General features: G+C 40.4%; 16 protein-coding genes. 7 read left to right on the plus strand and 9 right to left on the minus strand.

From position 1 onward, the window contains the following. Positions 1–75: 75 nt before the first annotated feature. Positions 76–1206 carry a TRAP transporter substrate-binding protein gene (locus tag H5968_RS02750; protein WP_096571682.1) on the minus strand — a complete coding sequence of 377 codons (1131 nt, stop codon included), beginning with the start codon at positions 1204–1206 and terminating at the stop codon, positions 76–78. A gap of 181 nt (positions 1207–1387) precedes the next feature. On the opposite strand from H5968_RS02750, the gene H5968_RS02755 reads away from it, so the two are divergent. From H5968_RS02755 to H5968_RS02770, 4 genes are all read left to right on the plus strand, one after another. After that, positions 1388–2257 (plus strand): Uma2 family endonuclease, encoded by an 870-nt coding sequence (locus H5968_RS02755; RefSeq protein ID WP_096571683.1) that lies wholly within the window; start codon positions 1388–1390, stop codon positions 2255–2257. A 454-nt stretch (positions 2258–2711) separates the two neighbouring features. Beyond that, positions 2712–3335, plus strand: coding sequence for a TRAP transporter small permease subunit (locus H5968_RS02760; RefSeq protein WP_187038713.1), 624 nt, complete (start codon positions 2712–2714; stop codon positions 3333–3335). 8 nt (positions 3336–3343) lie between these two features. Then, a complete protein-coding gene (locus tag H5968_RS02765; protein ID WP_137668339.1) occupies positions 3344–4687 on the plus strand; it encodes a TRAP transporter large permease subunit in 1344 nt (447 codons plus the stop codon). 196 nt (positions 4688–4883) lie between these two features. After that, positions 4884–5270, plus strand: a complete 387-nt coding sequence (locus H5968_RS02770) for a gamma-glutamylcyclotransferase (RefSeq protein WP_096571686.1) — start codon at positions 4884–4886, stop codon at positions 5268–5270. Positions 5271–5330: 60 nt separating this feature from the next. Here the strand turns inward: H5968_RS02770 and H5968_RS02775 are convergent, their stop codons facing one another. From H5968_RS02775 to H5968_RS02785, 3 genes are all read right to left on the minus strand, one after another. Continuing rightward, on the minus strand, positions 5331–5966 hold the full coding sequence (locus H5968_RS02775; protein ID WP_187038714.1) for an anti-sigma factor: 636 nt from the start codon (positions 5964–5966) through the stop codon (positions 5331–5333). Between the two features lie 161 nt (positions 5967–6127). Then, complete coding sequence (locus H5968_RS02780; RefSeq protein WP_187038715.1) at positions 6128–6784, minus strand: sigma-70 family RNA polymerase sigma factor; 657 nt, start codon at positions 6782–6784, stop codon at positions 6128–6130. A gap of 45 nt (positions 6785–6829) precedes the next feature. Further along, entirely contained in the window at positions 6830–7174 is a 345-nt protein-coding gene (locus H5968_RS02785; RefSeq protein ID WP_187038716.1) for a hypothetical protein, read from the minus strand. A gap of 203 nt (positions 7175–7377) precedes the next feature. Between H5968_RS02785 and H5968_RS02790 the strand changes: the two genes are divergently transcribed. Beyond that, positions 7378–8172: a L,D-transpeptidase gene (locus H5968_RS02790; protein ID WP_187038717.1), complete on the plus strand. Its 795-nt coding sequence runs from the start codon at positions 7378–7380 to the stop codon at positions 8170–8172. A 351-nt stretch (positions 8173–8523) separates the two neighbouring features. On the opposite strand, the gene H5968_RS02795 is transcribed toward H5968_RS02790, so the two are convergent. The 3 genes from H5968_RS02795 to hemL form a co-directional block, all read right to left on the minus strand. Continuing rightward, positions 8524–9444, minus strand: coding sequence for a M23 family metallopeptidase (locus H5968_RS02795; protein WP_187038718.1), 921 nt, complete (start codon positions 9442–9444; stop codon positions 8524–8526). 504 nt (positions 9445–9948) lie between these two features. After that, entirely contained in the window at positions 9949–11586 is a 1638-nt protein-coding gene (locus H5968_RS02800; protein WP_187038719.1) for a serine/threonine-protein kinase, read from the minus strand. A 305-nt stretch (positions 11587–11891) separates the two neighbouring features. Continuing rightward, positions 11892–13190: a glutamate-1-semialdehyde 2,1-aminomutase gene (gene hemL / locus H5968_RS02810; protein WP_187038720.1), complete on the minus strand. Its 1299-nt coding sequence runs from the start codon at positions 13188–13190 to the stop codon at positions 11892–11894. A gap of 204 nt (positions 13191–13394) precedes the next feature. Between hemL and hisIE the strand changes: the two genes are divergently transcribed. Then, positions 13395–14045, plus strand: a complete 651-nt coding sequence (gene hisIE, locus H5968_RS02815) for a bifunctional phosphoribosyl-AMP cyclohydrolase/phosphoribosyl-ATP diphosphatase HisIE (RefSeq protein ID WP_096571692.1) — start codon at positions 13395–13397, stop codon at positions 14043–14045. Here the strand turns inward: hisIE and H5968_RS25415 are convergent. Beyond that, positions 14025–14159, minus strand: a complete 135-nt coding sequence (locus H5968_RS25415; RefSeq protein WP_255427029.1) for a hypothetical protein — start codon at positions 14157–14159, stop codon at positions 14025–14027. The genes hisIE and H5968_RS25415 overlap by 21 nt on opposite strands. Positions 14160–14753: 594 nt before the next feature. On the opposite strand from H5968_RS25415, the gene H5968_RS02820 reads away from it, so the two are divergent. Next, a complete protein-coding gene (locus H5968_RS02820; protein ID WP_096571693.1) occupies positions 14754–14963 on the plus strand; it encodes a DUF2811 domain-containing protein in 210 nt (69 codons plus the stop codon). A gap of 145 nt (positions 14964–15108) precedes the next feature. Here the strand turns inward: H5968_RS02820 and H5968_RS02825 are convergent, their stop codons facing one another. Then, complete coding sequence (locus tag H5968_RS02825) at positions 15109–15816, minus strand: response regulator transcription factor (RefSeq protein WP_187038721.1); 708 nt, start codon at positions 15814–15816, stop codon at positions 15109–15111. Positions 15817–16173 lie beyond the last annotated feature (357 nt).

The raw sequence follows: 16173 nt of genomic DNA on the forward strand, positions 1-16173 counted from the left end.
TGTATAAAAATTTTCTTAATCCCTCATCTACCTGTGCTTGTAAATGATTTGATAGCTGAAACTGTCACCTGTCACCTACTTCAATTTCCCATAGGCATAACGAGTTAAACTACCCTCATTCAGATTATTCCACGCATAGATACCATCTCTAAAGGGTTTCCAAATTTCATAAACCGCTTTAAAATCTGCATCCTTCGCCGCAAACTCATCATACAAAGCAAAAGATTCTTTTTCCGCTGCTTCTAATATTTCCTGACTGTAAGCACGCACTTGTACCCCTGCTTTTAATAGTTTATCTAAAGCTTCACTATTACGTGCATCATAACGAGCTAACATTGTGGTATTTGATTGATAGGCGGCTGTTTCTAAAGCTGCTTGATATTGAGGAGGTAGCTTTTTCCACTCATCTAAATTAATTTGTACTTCTAAGGTTGGACCCGGTTCCCACCAACCAGGATAATAGTAATATTTAGCAACTTTATTTAAGCCTAATTTCTCATCGTCGTAGGGTCCTACCCACTCAGCAGCATCAATAGCGCCGGTTTGTAAAGCTTGGAATATCTCTCCCCCTGGAAGTGTCTGTACTGTTACCCCTAGTTTGGACATGACTTGTCCGCCTAAACCGGGAATACGCATTTTTAGTCCCTTGAGGTCATTCAGTGTTTTCACTTCCTTGCGAAACCATCCCCCCATCTGTGTACCCGTATTTCCCGCAGGAAATTGAATCACATTAAATTTACGGGCGTAAATTTCCTGAAGTTTGGCTAAACCGCCTCCTTCATATAACCAAGCGTTTTGCTGTTGGGCATTCAATCCAAATGGTACGGATGTTCCAAAAGCTAAAGCCTGACTTTTCCCAATGTAGTAATAAGCTGCTGTGTGTCCTGCTTGGACTGCACCTTGAGAAACTACATTCAGAACTTCTAAACCAGGGGCTATTTCTCCTGCTGCACGGGGTTCGATGATAAATTTACCATTGGTTAGGGCTTTGACCCGTTCTGCCAAAACCTGCGCTCCGCCAAAAATTGTTTCTAAGGATACTGGCCAACTGGTGGCCATTTGCCATCTAATGGTGGGTAGGTTGCTAGTGTCTGCTTGTCCTTTTGTAGCTGGGTTTGTGGCTTTTTGACAACCACCAACTATTGCCACTCCTGTAGCAGCGATCGCACTTTGAGATAATCTGTTAACAATAGCTCGACGTTTCATAACAGTTAATACTATTGACCTAAAATTAAGATGTTCCCACAATATCATAATGATGCAACAATATGATGCAACAATTCAGAAATTCCGATCAGATTTATTATTTCTGATAATTTTGTCAATTTCCCATCATTTCATATTAGTATAAAAATATTAAGTAATTTCTAACTAATATTTAACAGCTATGTTAGAAACTGTTTTGGCCAAGCCTAGCATTAAACTGCCACCCACCCAGGCAGAACTTCCTTGTGATGATGGTATCCCGATGGAGACACAAAGACATAAATTACAAATGGATATTTTAATTGATACGATTCAGCCTTGGTTAGATCAAAGGGCTGATGGATATGTAGGAGGCAATATGTTTGTTTACTACAGTTTAGCACAATTAAAAAATCAAGATTTTCGCGGTCCAGATTTCTTTGCTGTTTTAGGTGTGCCGAAAACAGAAAGATTATCTTGGGTGGTTTGGGAAGAGGGAAAACCGCCAGATGTTGTAATTGAATTACTGTCAGAAAGTACAGCTAATAATGATAAAAATGCGAAAAAATTGATTTATCAAAATCAAATGCGGGTATCTGAATATTTTTGGTATGACCCTTTTAAACCAGATGATTTTGCAGGTTTTGATCTAAATAGTGGTGTATATCAACAAATACCATTAAATGATCAAAAGCAACTGGTAAGCAAAGTCTTAAATTTGGCTTTAGTGCGTTGGCAAGGTAAGTATAGAGGTGTTGAAACAACATGGTTACGCTGGGCAACTTTGGATGGTGAGTTATTTCCTACTTCTCAGGAAATCGCAGAAATTGCAAAACAAAAAGCAGATGAAGTAGAACAAATTGCAGAACAAGAAAAACAACGTGCAGAACAAGAAAAACAACGTGCAGAACAAGAAAAACAACGTGCAGAACAAGAAAAACAACGTGCAGAACAAGCTGAACTGCAATTAAGACAAGTTGCGATGAATTTATTACAGAATGGAATGTCTGTAGAACAAGTATCACAGTTAACAAATTTGGATATTTTCGATGTGGAAAGATTGATTAATTAAATAGTAGGGGTTTAGCAGTGCTAGACCCCTACAGGACTGATAAATAGATTAAATATTGTGAAATATCATCTTGTAAAAAATTTTTTATAACTGAATTTTGAACAATATTTAAAGGAGGCAGGAGTTGAAAGGCAGGAGGCAGGAGGCTGTCTTAGTGGGGGATTTAAACCCACCTCTAATCGTAGACCGCCCTTGCGGGTTCGCTAGTCACCTACAGAAGAAAACCTTCTTGCAGTGCTGGCTCACCAAATCACCAGATTATGGCGGTGGACTTAAACCCAAATGGGCGAGTCAAAAAGGCTTTATTCTTAATTCAAAAATTTTCCTTCTGCCTCCTGCCCTCTGCCTTCTGCCTCGCCCGATAGCGCAGCGTGGCGTTAGCCATAGGGCAGTTAAAGTATTATTGAGACTTAATCCTGCATTCTCAATTCTTACCCTGAATTTATTATGTTCTATGCGTAACTCAAGAAGATTCACCTTCATCAGCAAGCTGTTAAAAGTATCCCAGTTTATTGACAAATGTGCTGATAAATTGGGATGGTTATCCAATTGGCTAGTTTTACTCACCATTGGCGTTGGTTTCTTTAATGTTGTCGCCCGTTATCTAGGGCGCTTCATCGGAGTGCAATTATCTTCTAATACCTTATTAGAGCTACAATGGTATCTATTTTCTCTCACTTTCTTACTAGGCTTTGCGTACATTTTACGTCATGGCGAAAATGTGCGGGTTGATTTTCTCTATACTAATATGAGTGAAAAAAGACGCGCCTTAGTTGATTTTTTAGGAACAATTTTATTTTTAATTCCCTTTTGTTTAATTGGTATTTGGGTGACATTTAACCCAGTTTTACAGTCTTGGGGAAGACTAAGTGATGGTACTTGGGGAAATTGGGAAGTATCTTCTGATGCTAATGGTTTACCCCGCGCTCCCATTAAAACAATGGTTCCCATAGGTTTATTATTTCTGCTTTTACAAAGTATTTCTCAAACAATTAAATATGTAGCCGTACTATTAGGCTATGAAGAAGTAGCAGAAAAAATTCGTTTAGAAACTTCAGAAAATATCAATATTGAGTAGGTAAAATTATGGGTTTTCAATGGTTATCCATTTTCATGTTTGTTGGCTTTTTCGTTATCTTAATGAGTGGCTATCCTGTAGCTTTTTCCTTTGCCGGTACAGCCATTGTTTTTGGAATCATTGGTACAGCATTAGGGGCTTTTAATCCTGCCCGTCTCCTACTATTACCCAATAGTTGGTTTGGAACAATGTCCAATTTTACTCTACTAGCTATTCCGTTTTTTGTGTTTCTGGGTGCAGTATTAGAAAAATCAGGATTAGCGGAAGAATTATTAGAAACTATTGGTATTCTTTTTAGTCGTGTCAGGGGTGGTTTAGCCTTAGCAGTCGTTTTAGTAGGAACTGTTTTAGCCGCCACAACTGGAGTTGTAGCAGCTACGGTAATTGTTATGGGAATGTTATCTTTACCTGTAATGATTCGCTATGGCTATGATAAAAAATTAGCTGCTGGGGTGATAGTTGCTTCTGGTACTTTAGCCCAGTTAATTCCTCCAAGTTTGGTATTAGTAATTCTCAGTGATCAAATTGGTGTTTCTGTAGGAGATTTATTTTTAGGGGCATTAATTCCTGGTTTAATGTTATCTGGTTCTTATATTCTTTATATATTAGGATTAGCTGTTTTTAATCCAGAAAAAGTTCCCTTGATTCCTGCGGATGTGGAAATTCCTCAAGGTAGTCAATTAATTAAAAAAGTTTTTAAAGCAGTTATTCCCCCTATTTTCTTAATTCTTGCAGTATTAGGAAGTATTTTCTTTGGTGTTGCTACTCCCACGGAAGCAGGGGCAGTAGGTGCAGTTGGAGCTACTATCCTCGCAGCTTTTAATAAACGTTTGACTCCCCAATTAATTCGTGATGCGGCTCATTCTACAGCGGTAATTACTGCTTTAGTGGTAATGATTTTATTTTCTTCTTCAATGTTTAGTTTGGTGTTTGATGCTTTGGGCGGAAAAACTCTGATTACTGAATTATTAACTGGTTTACCAGGAGGATATTGGGGGTTTATAATTGTTAGTAATTTAGCAATTTTCGCTCTGGGTGTTTTTCTAGAGTTTATGGAAATATGCTTTATTGCTATGCCTTTATTTGTACCTGCTGCCCAAGCTTTAGATATTGATATGGTCTGGTTTGGTGTGGTAATGGCAATTAATTTACAAACTGCTTTTATTTCGCCACCAGTAGGATTTTCTTTGTTTTATTTACAAAGTGTTGCCCCTAAAGAGGTGAGTACATTTGATATTCATAAAAGTGCAATTCCTTTTATGATTTTACAGTTTATTGTTTTGTTAATTGTGATTAATTTCCCCCAAACTGTTCGCTGGTTAATTGATGTTTCCGCAACTACGGGAACTTGAAAAAATAGAAGCGGGGTGCGGGATGGGTAACAGAGGTAGGTATTTTACTTTGTCGTGAGGGCAATACAAGGAAGGACGGTGGACAAGGGGGTAAAAATGTGATTAAAAATTCAATTCTGGAAACTGTTCCCTGTTTCCTGTTCCCTAGCCTCTAACGATCACTTTTTCGGCAAGCCCTAACTAAGCAACCACAGTAATGAATGTTTTTGTATACGGTACTCTAAAACCATTTGAAGCTAATTATCACCTGTGTGAACATAAAGTATTAACATCAAAAAAAGCGATCGCGTTCGGTAAAATATATGCTTTACCAATGGGATATCCGGCGATGACACTCGGAGATGAGAAAGTTTACGGTTATTTGTTGTCTTTTGCTGACTCCCAGATTTTACCCGCATTGGATGATCTAGAAGATTACCAGCCCACAAAACCAGTGTCAGAAAATCTTTACACTAGGGAATATATCGAAATTTTTGATTTAGACCGCTTGTCTTTAGGTTGGGCTTGGGTGTACTTGATGACGATAGAAAAGGTTTACCAACTCCGTGGTATTCCTCAACTTGATGGTTGTTGGAATAGTTAACTTCACAGCTTTGAAGCTGTAATCTGTTACCTGTTGCCTGTTCTGTAATCTGTCAACTCATTAGTTAATGTTTAACTCTGAATCTTTTTTGAGAGTTTTTGACTCAGTAACTGGTTTTCTTGGAGAAGCTACTGCTGTTTTGGGAATTTCAATGACTGGGTTATTCAAAGCTACCATTAACGGTGAGGTAGGAACTGCTGGCTGACTTGTTACCGTTATTGGCTGTATTTTCTGTTGTGCCAGTTGCAACTTGGATGTATTACCGGGAATAAAGCCAGAGATTGAGCCGATGATACAAGCCGCTACAGCAGCACCTCCAAACATCCAACCTAGTTGGTAACGGTAGCTCAAGCGTTTCCAGACTTGTTGGAATGTCGCTTCTGGAGACTGTGCAGATGCTGGTATGGGCATCGTTTTTACACCCTGCCGCAGTTTTAAAAGTCGTGCATACAGACACTTAACTGATTCATCTGTGGACAGCCATTGTTCCACTTGCTTACGTTCGGCAGCGGTAACTTCGCCATCTAGGTAAGCACTTAATAACTCAAAGCAGTCAGTTTCGTTGTGTTGTCGGCAATCACGTTTCTCCATATCCTTAGTACCCGTTGATTCATTGGTATATTTAGCCATTCCATTTGCTATATCACTAGGGAATTGGGAGGGGGAACGGTCATCAAACTGAGAATCAGTATTCATTTTAACGTTTTTACCAAGTCATACACGGGTAAACACAGCGGATAAATTTGAGAATTTAAGCAATTTTACTGCCAAATGGTAGAAAAAAATTGAGATTTCACCACAGTTCTTGTTCTTTTAAAATTCTACCATTGAATTAAGGAAAGATGTTGTAAATTTACTTAACCATCTAGATAACTTTGCAACTGGGTTTGCAATCTGGATCTAGCCCTAGCTATTCTCGATTTTACAGTTCCTAGAGAAACGCCAGTAATTTCGGCAATTTCTTCATAGGGTAATCCTTCGATTTCTCTCAGGACAATAGTAGTACGGAACACCTCTGGTAAATCGGCGATCGCATCTCGCAGTTGTTCGTAAAATTCTCTAGTTGTGAGTTCTTCCTCTGGTCCTGGTGTATCACCAGCAATTTCCCAATCCATCTCGCCGTCGTCTACCGAGCGGGGAGCATCCAATGACAGGGGGCTGACAACCCGTTTGCGTTTACGCAACTCGTCATAAAACAAGTTAGTGGCAATACGGCTTAACCAACCCCGAAATTTAGCAGGTTCTTGTAAACGGTTAATATTCCGATAGACTCGAATCCACACTTCCTGAGCCAAGTCGGCTCTGTCAGACCAATCAGGAGCCAGATGGTATAAAACCCTATCGACCTGAGTCTGATAGCGCCGCAACAGTTCTGCAAAGGCAGCTTTATCTGGGCGCAGTCCTGCTTGACAGCGTAAAATAAGATCGTGGTTTGAGAGTTTGTCAACTTGCACCGATGCTTGTGAATAATTGGCATCAACAGTTGACCAGGATACAGTAATCGATTGACTCATAGATCGTACTGGCTGTAAATCATCCCCTCCTATTAGACTAGATAATTAGATAGATGTTCCTGGGTTAAGTGACGGATTTATGAGATCAACACGGAAATATAAATCAGGAATTATAAAAAAAGTGTTGAGTCTACAATGCCGAGTCTTGAGTATAGGGAAAAAAATCAGTAGGATGTATTCACTTGAACAACTGACTACTACCCCATTGACAATTGGGACTGGTAACTGGTGACTGGTGACTGGGAAGAAATATTTACCCTCTTCTTCCTGACTCCTGCACAGGCGTTCGCGAAGCGTGCTGGAAGCATCAGCATTCGGGCGACCAATTATCAATTTTATGAAAAAGCTATTTTCCTTTAAGGGCGAAGCATTCGGGCGATAAATTATCAATTTTTATCACAGGTTATTTTCCGAATGCTTCGCCCCTACTTCGCCCCTACGACTCCTGACTCCTAAAACTTCTAAATTATAAAGATATTGTCAGGGTAATGAGATAACTGATAATTATTGATAAATTCTTTGCTAATTGGCTGCTGTTGGCAGTCCATAATTAATTTTAATGAGCCAGATATGTCAGGGATACACAATAAGCAATGGCAATGGCAAGAAATGAATCTGTAGCACGGATGGTAATGTTCCTCTGTTTTGGCACAGCAATTTTATCTCTGGCTGTCCATTGGCACAGTATGAGAACAACAGCCCAGTTAAATCCGTCGGTATCCACTACATTAAGGAAAAATTCTACTTCCCCGACTGACTCTAGTAAAAATATTTCTCCAGGTATTAGCATTGGGGAAACCGCTTTCGGCGCGTCTTTTCCCTCTTCTCCATCAAATTCTACTGCTGGGAAAAAATATGTAGCTAGTGCTGCGGATACACCAAAAAATACAAAGTTGGTGTTTCCAGAACAGATCGAGAAGCAGAAGACAAACAGCAAACCAAAGGGCTTTTTCTTTCGCGGTGTGGATGATTCCACGTCTGTTCAAGGTTCTCAATCTACTCAGACAGAAGTGGTAGTTGATTTAAGCGATCGCCGGGTTTATGTTTACCGCTATGACCAAGTTATAGCTAGTTACCCCATTGCTATTGGTAAAAAAGGCTGGGAAACACCCACAGGTAGTTTTCAAGTCATACATAAGGAGCATCATCCCATTTGGAAACATCCAATTACAGGGAAAATATATGAAGCTGGTACTGATAGTCCTTTAGGAGACAGATGGATTGGTTTTTGGTCAGATGGCAGAAACGAAATTGGCTTTCATGGTACACCTGATACTGATTTAATAGGTGCAGCCGTGTCTCATGGTTGCTTGAGAATGCGTAACCCTGATGTGCGAATGTTATACCAGCAAGTAGATTTAGGCACACCAGTATTAGTGCGCGACTAAAATAGCAGTGGTCAGGAGGCAGGAGACAGGATTCAGAATAATTTTAGATTTTAGATTTTAGATTGAGTTGACAGAAACAATCCAAAATCCTAAATCCTAAATAGGGCTTGCTGAATAAACCCAAAATACTCGTAAATCAAAGGTTTGAGGCTGATCAGGAGGAAAGAAAGTGCAAGATTTTTGAAGGGCATACCTTAAAAACTGTGCATTTTGGGTCTGATAAATTAGAAAATCTGGGGATAACAGATAGCTAAAACTATTCCCTATTCCCTATTCCCTATTCCCTGCCTCAACGAAGGGACTTTTTCAGCAAACCCTAATTATGAATTATGAATTAGTAATTCTTAATTACTAATCAATTATCTTTGTTTTCCAAGATGAAGGATCAATAGATTTTCCATTGACATATAAACCCCAGTGTAGATGAGGTCCTGTAGAAGCACCTGTAGAACCTACTGCACCAATTAGTTGACCAGCTTTGACCATATCACCTTCTTTAACATTAATCCGACTGAGGTGCATGAAAATGCTGGTTACTCCTTGACCGTGGTCAATGCCAACTACATTACCATGAACTATGAAACCTTGGGATACTGTGCCTACTAAAGCCACTCTTCCTGCTGCTGGGGCAACTACAGCTGAACCTGCTGCACCAGCGTAGTCCAGTCCTCGATGGTAGTAATCCTTGGCAAAGTTACCATTATAGTAGCGCCTTACACCATAGGTTGTGGTCATCCGTCCTTGATTTGGTCTCAGGAAAACACCGTCCCAATATTTGTCAGGTGTTTGTAGGGCTTTAAACTCTTTAACTCGTTCTAGTTCATATTCTGTTGCTTTAACTCCGGCTTTTCCTGGGGGTAAATTAATACGTTGGATGGGAAATTTGCGATCGCCTACGTACACAGCCAAATTTCTTTGTCGCTGTCCCTCTCCTGACACAGTAACTTGTCTTACTCCTGGTTCTTCTAATGGAGTGGTAGGAATAAAAGCACGGTATTTATTGGGGGCAATTTCAAAGGCTGGATAGGTTTGTTCTCCAACTGTTACCGTAGGAATACCACGCTGTTCTCCACTTTCTGGTTCAATTAATACGGAAATTGTATCTCCCAATTGCACTTTTTCCGGTAAAATCTGTACTTCTAAAGCCTCTGCTGGCAAGCTTAGTGCTATGGGAACAGCCGCAAAAATTCCCATTAACATCTTAGTGACACTGCTGACACCAACACGCTGTAACTTATCCTGAAAATTAATAACTTGAGCTTTGGTAGTCATAGGTTATAAAGAAATTGAGTGAGCCAAAACCACGCCCGATAAAGTATCATAGCAAGGCGTTGATACTTTATCGTACTAAGGAACAGTGGATGTAGGCGAACGGATTGCCCATGCGTGGGGCAGTCATGATATATTGTTTTCAACAGGAACGGTAATTAACCTGTATAAAAACCTAACTGCCTAACGGCAATCTGTACCTTGACAACTAAATCTATGGGGTTCTACTTCTTAGTTCTAGTATTACCTGGAAGTAGGTAAAAGATTTACAGGTACTAGACTTGTGTTGAGCGCACTTGTACTGAGCGCAGTCGAAGTAAGTCGAAGTAGTCGAAACACGACAGAGAATTTAAACTCAAACAAAATTTGGAGTAATCCAAACTACCTCGCCCGCAGGGGGAAAGTAACGCTTGGGGAGAGAACCACCTCTGGTTTATAAACTGCAAGGGATCTAAGCTAAGTGGACTCGCTGAACCAAGAATCTGCTCTCCTTTAGGACGCAGAGTGTCAAAAAAATCCTCGCTTACCATTAGGGCGCACTGTCAACCAATTAATTTTTGCTAATGCCAATTGCTCATCTGTCACCTTAGCACCAGTGAGATTAGCACCACACAAATTAGCACCTCTAAGATTAGCATGACTCATATAAGCATAACTCAGGTCTGCACCTCTCAGGTCTGCTCCTTCTAAATCTGCATGACTCAAGTAAGCTTTGCTTAAATTCGCATCCTTAAGATTTGCTTCTTTGAGATTAGCTCTACCAAAGTCACTATTTTCCAGATTTGCTTCTTTAAGATTAGTTTTTGTGAGTTGGGCGCTGTGGAAATTAGTTCCCGATAAATCTGCACTTTGTAGGTTCAACAAACTGATGTTGTATGAGGCAAAATCCCGCCTTCCCTTCATATAAGCTGTAAGCAAAGTTTGGGAACTTAATTTGCGTTCAGCTTGAGAACCAGTGCTGTTACTATTAAGCAGATTGGGAGATTGGGACATCAACTGCTTACGCTCTCTTCGTCCAGCCTGTAATGCTGAATTTTCTCCTAACTTAGCTCGTCTAGCACGAATCGCATCTGCAACCTGAGATAGACCATTACCATTATTGCTATTATTGCTACTGGAAACCGAATCATTAAATAAAACCGCAGAATTGTCTGGGGTGTTATAGGTTCGCTCTTTAATATCAGTATCAGACTTTACATCTGGTTTAACTATTAATCCCTTGGCTAAACTTTCCAGATATGGTTCCATCTCCAACGCTCTCAGTACATCTGGGGCTGACTGGTAGCGATTGCGAACGGAAACTTCCAACATTTTTTTTAACACGCTGGCGAAATGCCCACTCACATTTACAAGCTGTTCCCACAACATTTCTCCCGTTGTGGGATTATATGGCAAATCTTTAGGAGTTTTCCCTGTTAATAAATAAATGCAAGTAACACCTAGCGCATAAATATCACTGGCGTACACTGGACGCATAGCCATTTGTTCAGGAGGCGCAAAACCAGGAGTACCAATGGCATAGGCTGTTAACGCTGTCTGTCCTGATGGGTTAGACGCAACTTGCCCAACTTGGTTTTTTACAGCACCAAAGTCAATCAGTACCAGCCTAGCATCTTGAGAGCGACGAATTAAATTAGCTGGTTTAATATCACGATGAATTACTTTTAACTCATGAATGTATTGCAGTAGTGGCAGAATCTCACTTAAAAACTGTTTCACTCCCACTTCGCTATAGCATCCAGTTTTTTTCACTTCCTGTTGGAGAGTAGCACCACTGATATATTCCTGAACCAAGTAAAATTGGTTTTCCTGTTCAAAATAGTCTAGTAGTCTTGGTATCTGTGGATGATTGCCAATCTTACCCAGGGTTTTAGCTTCTCTTTCAAATAAGTCCCGTGCCATTTCCAAGATATGTGGGGCTGTTCCTGATGGACGTAGTTGCTTGATGACACAACTCGGTTCTCCTGGTAAGACTTCATTCTGGGCTAAAAACGTTGCTCCGAAGCCTCCCAAACCTAACTGTTTGATTGCTCGATATTGACCACATTTACCGATCAACAATAATTGATCGCCACAAGATAGACACCTTTGGCTAGATGCCGAATTTTTGGGCTGGGGACAGGTAGGATTGAAGCAGTAGCTCATGCACTCTTAACTCGCTGCACGAAGAATAGGTAAGAAAATTTGACTCTTATTACATTAATGTTAGCAAATGGTAAATTATCAAAAGCTATTGCCGATATGGGCTTTTATGAATTATTTAGAAGGCAGCTAGAATAGTAAGACTTGCTCCAGATGTGGTGAGAAGAAAACTTCACTGTCATTGGTTGTGGACATAAAGGATGTGGTTGTTAAAAAATAGGGAATAGGGAACAGGGAATAGGTACAAGGCAAAAGTAAGAATTTAGTTTTTACCCAATCACCAATCACCAATCCCCAGTCCCCAGAAATTAGAGACTAGAAAGCACGTCCTTTGCAGCGGCTAAAGTTTGCTCAATATCTTCATCTGTGTGGGCTAAAGAAGTAAACCCAGCTTCAAACTGAGATGGTGCTAAGTAAATACCACGCTCTAACATCCCACGATGGAATCTTCCAAACTTGGTTGTATCAGACTTTTTCGCATCTTCGTAGTTGTGAACTGGACCACTGGTGAAAAATAAGCCAAACATGGCGCTGATATGACTACCACAAGCAGCATGTCCTGTTTCTTGAGCAACTTTGAGCAAACCATCAGCTAGTTTTTTGGTGATGCGCTCTAGCTGTTCATAAGTCCCTGGTTTTTGTAATAATTTTAGTGTTTTAATTCCCGCAGTCATCGCTAAGGGATTTCCAGAAAGAGTACCAGCTTGATATACAGGACCGGCGGGGGCAATCATTGACATGATATCCCGACGACCACCATAAGCGCCTACGGGTAAACCACCACCGATGACTTTACCCATTGTGGTTAAATCGGGAGTGATGCCAAACTTCTCTTGAGCGCCACCGTAAGCAATACGGAAGCCTGTCATCACTTCGTCAAATACTAATAAAGCTCCATGTTCGTGGGTAAGTTCCCGTAAACCTTCCAAGAAACCAGCATCGGGAGGAATAAAACCTGCATTACCAACAACAGGTTCAAGAATTACACCAGCTATTTGATCACGGTTTTCTTCAAATAAAGCTTTGACAGCTTCTAAATCGTTGTAAGGCGCAGTTAAGGTACTGCTGGTTGCAGATTTAGGTACTCCTGGGGAGTCGGGTAAACCGAGTGTAGCTACACCAGAACCGGCTTTAACCAGGAACATATCAGCGTGGCCGTGATAGCAACCTTCAAATTTAATGATTTTTTCGCGGTTGGTAAAAGCTCGCATCAACCGGAGGACGGCCATACAGGCTTCAGTTCCAGAGTTGACAAATCTTACCATTTCGATGCTAGGAACTGCATCTATTACCATTTCTGCTAAGACATTTTCTAGCACGGAGGGAGCGCCAAAGCTAGTGCCTTTTTCTAAAGCTGCGTGTAATGCGCTGATTACTTCTGGATGGGCATGGCCACAAATCGCAGGACCCCAAGTACCAACGTAGTCGATGTATTTGTTGCCGTCTACATCCCAAATATATGCTCCGTTAACACGATCAAATACTATGGGTTGTCCACCAACAGATTTAAAAGCACGCACGGGAGAACTAACGCCTCCTGGCATGAGGTTTTGAGCAGCAGTAAAGATTTCTTGTGATTTTGTGGTTTTAATTGTGGTGTTTACCAAGGTTATCTCCTATAGGTGGTAATTAAATTGAGCTTCTTTAATTAGGATAGGACTAAATGGGTAATGGGTAATTGCTAATAGCTAATGGGTAATATTTTTCCCAATCATCAATCATCAATCACCAATTACCAATTACCACTTTCTGCTAAACTCCTGTTAGCATCTGCAATTGATTAATAATTGTTAACTTACTCTAGTTTTTGTATGTCTTCTCCTGAACTACTAACGCTCCAATCTGCCATCCCTGTGGAAAAAATTCGTTACGATGACAAAGGTTTAGTACCTGCGATTATCCAAGATTATCTAGATGGTACTGTATTGATGATGGCCTGGATGAATCAGGAGTCTCTGCAAAAGACTTTGGAAACTGGAGAAACTTGGTTTTGGAGTCGTTCCCGTCAGGAGTTTTGGCATAAGGGCGCTACTTCTGGACATATTCAGAAGGTGCAAAGTATTCGTTATGATTGTGATAGTGATGCTTTACTGATTGGTGTTGAGCAGTTGGGAGATATTGCTTGTCACACTGGGGAACGCAGTTGTTTTCATCAGGTTGATGGCAAGGTTCAACCACCTCCAGCAGATATGTTATCTCAGCTTTTTCAGGTAATTTGCGATCGCCGTGATCATCCTCATGAAAATTCCTATACCTGCAAATTATTGGCTGGTGGTGATAATAAGATTTTGAAAAAGATCGGTGAGGAAAGCGCCGAGGTTGTCATGGCTTGCAAAGATGATGATGCTGAGGCGATCGCCGGAGAAGTTGCAGATTTGTTTTATCATACCCTGGTGGCTCTAGCACATCATCAAGTTGATTTAAAAGCTGTTTATCGGAAATTACAAGAACGCCGGAAATAGGGACTGGGGACACTTCGACAAGCTCAGTGCATCGCTGGGGACTGGGGACACTTCGACAAGCTCAGTGCATCGCTGGGGACTGGGGACTGGGTAAGAGTTTTTACCAATTACCAATTACCAATGACCCATTTATTAACGTAAGTTGCTAGTTCTGCAAGAAAGGCTCTCAAATCTAAGTCACACTGAGCTAAATTGTTACTAAACCTTGATATTTTTGTAATTCTTATTATTTGCAGCTATTATCCTCTTTAGTTCCACAGAATTTCCACAGGAAGTTTGCCAGTTTTCCACAGATGCTTGACGAACTAACAAAGCCTTGCTGGCTTACTGGGGATTTTATGCTTTGATGACTGAACTACATCACCAACTGAGTTTTTATTAAATTAAGTAACAAAAATATAGCTCTAGCCCTGATTATTTCGTGAGTATTTATTTTTTAACTACCGATTTTTAACATTTCGCAGCATTGACAAACCCACCCCCTCTGAGCGGACAATGATTCGGCTTGCTTTTTTATTCCGTTCCGACATGAGCATCAATTTTGCACAGTGAACTCAGGTATGAGTGGGGATTTTATGGCTGGTGACAATACTTGACCAATAATTCCTTGATGGTATGCCCCTGATTTATTTGTGGGTCGATCCAAAATCCAAAATTCGGATAAATGCAAGCAAAATTTCTTGATAGACCGTATAGAAGGGAAATCTTATGAACACAACAGTTAGTATCTTTACAGTGATTCCCGAAGCACTCCACGAATCCCTCAAAAACTATTTAGAAACCCATCCTGAGTGGGATCAAAACCGAGTATTAACTGCGGCGTTATCGTTGTTTTTGCTGCAAAATGGAGAGAGCGATCGCTATGCTGCTCGTATTTATTTAGAAACTTTGTTTCATCAAGAACAAAAATTTCTTTGATCCAACTCTTGAAACTATTCCCTGTTCCCTGTCTCTAAGAAAAGACTTTTTCAGCAAACCCTAAGTATTAGCACTGTGAGAGGTTGGTGATAGGGTGATAGGGTGATGTAATACAGCAGACACCCTACACGCAATACCCTTAGAGTTATTCGTTTTGTGGATTGGTAGTAGATTCAAATTTGTAACCTACACCACGTACGGTCTGAATTAATGCTGGTTGACTAGCATCAATTTCAATTTTCTTGCGAATTTGACCGATGTGAACATCGACAACTCGCGGATCTCCTACATATTCATAGTCCCAAACCTCTTGTATAAGTTCTGATCGCCGCCAAACTCGACCTGGATGACTGGCTAAAAAATGCAATAAATCAAACTCTAAAGCGGTCAAGGGTACTGGTTCGTCATTAAGTGTTACTTCTCTCCGCACCGGGTCAATCATGAGTTTGTCAAAAATAAGGCGTTTTTGTTCTGCGGTGGTAACAACCCGCTGTCGCCTCAAAATTGCTGCTACTCTGACCTCTAGCTCTCCCAGTCCAAAGGGTTTGGTGAGATAGTCATCAGCACCTTTGGAAAAACCGCGAATTTTGTCAGTTTCATCTGTGCGACTGGTGAGCATAAGGACAAAAACGCCATTTCGGCTTTGCATCTCTTGGCACAGGTTAAAACCAATCGTATCTGGTAGGTTTACATCTAGAATTACCAAGTCTGGGTTAAATTGCTCAAATAAGGTGAGGGCAGTCTTACCATCTTCGGCAGCTTCTACTTGATAATTCTGTTGGATCAAAAAGCGTTGAATTAAATTCCGAACGGCAGGGTCGTCATCAACTACAAGAATCTTGGCAGGAGCCATGACCATTACTTTGCACAAAAATTCATTATGATTAACAGAGATATTACGTAAAAACGCATTTTCCCCTTTGGCTGTACTGAAAAATCTACAAGGAGTAGATACGAGTATCCTGATTGTTCCAATAAACTGTGATGACAATTATGAAAGATGTAGACACTAATTTTACGAGTATCAGGTCTGCATTTCAGAATATGTACTATATCTACCGTATGGTTTTCTTGACCCTATTTGTAGCTTTCTGTTTCAGTTTGCATAGTGTGTACTTAGCTTAGTGAAACAGCAATTTCAAACGATTTCATTTTAAATCAATATGCGATTTTATATCATTAATCAATATGGTTATCAGAAAATAGGTTG

The sequence above is a fragment of the Sphaerospermopsis sp. LEGE 00249 genome, from assembly GCF_014299995.1.
Taxonomy (GTDB): Bacteria; Cyanobacteriota; Cyanobacteriia; order Cyanobacteriales; family Nostocaceae; genus Sphaerospermopsis; species Sphaerospermopsis kisseleviana.

Excerpts from the sequence above, each read along its gene's own strand:
- H5968_RS02750 (WP_096571682.1), bottom strand. The coding sequence starts at position 1,206 with ATGAAACGTCGAGCTATTGTTAACAGATTATCTCAAAGTGCGATCGCT.
- H5968_RS02755 (WP_096571683.1), top strand. The coding sequence starts at position 1,388 with ATGTTAGAAACTGTTTTGGCCAAGCCTAGCATTAAACTGCCACCCACC.
- H5968_RS02760 (WP_187038713.1), top strand. The coding sequence starts at position 2,712 with ATGCGTAACTCAAGAAGATTCACCTTCATCAGCAAGCTGTTAAAAGTA.
- H5968_RS02765 (WP_137668339.1), top strand. The coding sequence starts at position 3,344 with ATGGGTTTTCAATGGTTATCCATTTTCATGTTTGTTGGCTTTTTCGTT.
- H5968_RS02770 (WP_096571686.1), top strand. The coding sequence starts at position 4,884 with ATGAATGTTTTTGTATACGGTACTCTAAAACCATTTGAAGCTAATTAT.
- H5968_RS02775 (WP_187038714.1), bottom strand. The coding sequence starts at position 5,966 with ATGAATACTGATTCTCAGTTTGATGACCGTTCCCCCTCCCAATTCCCT.
- H5968_RS02780 (WP_187038715.1), bottom strand. The coding sequence starts at position 6,784 with ATGAGTCAATCGATTACTGTATCCTGGTCAACTGTTGATGCCAATTAT.
- H5968_RS02790 (WP_187038717.1), top strand. The coding sequence starts at position 7,378 with ATGGCAATGGCAAGAAATGAATCTGTAGCACGGATGGTAATGTTCCTC.
- H5968_RS02795 (WP_187038718.1), bottom strand. The coding sequence starts at position 9,444 with ATGACTACCAAAGCTCAAGTTATTAATTTTCAGGATAAGTTACAGCGT.
- H5968_RS02800 (WP_187038719.1), bottom strand. The coding sequence starts at position 11,586 with ATGAGCTACTGCTTCAATCCTACCTGTCCCCAGCCCAAAAATTCGGCA.
- hisIE (WP_096571692.1), top strand. The coding sequence starts at position 13,395 with ATGTCTTCTCCTGAACTACTAACGCTCCAATCTGCCATCCCTGTGGAA.
- H5968_RS02820 (WP_096571693.1), top strand. The coding sequence starts at position 14,754 with ATGAACACAACAGTTAGTATCTTTACAGTGATTCCCGAAGCACTCCAC.
- H5968_RS02825 (WP_187038721.1), bottom strand. The coding sequence starts at position 15,816 with ATGGCTCCTGCCAAGATTCTTGTAGTTGATGACGACCCTGCCGTTCGG.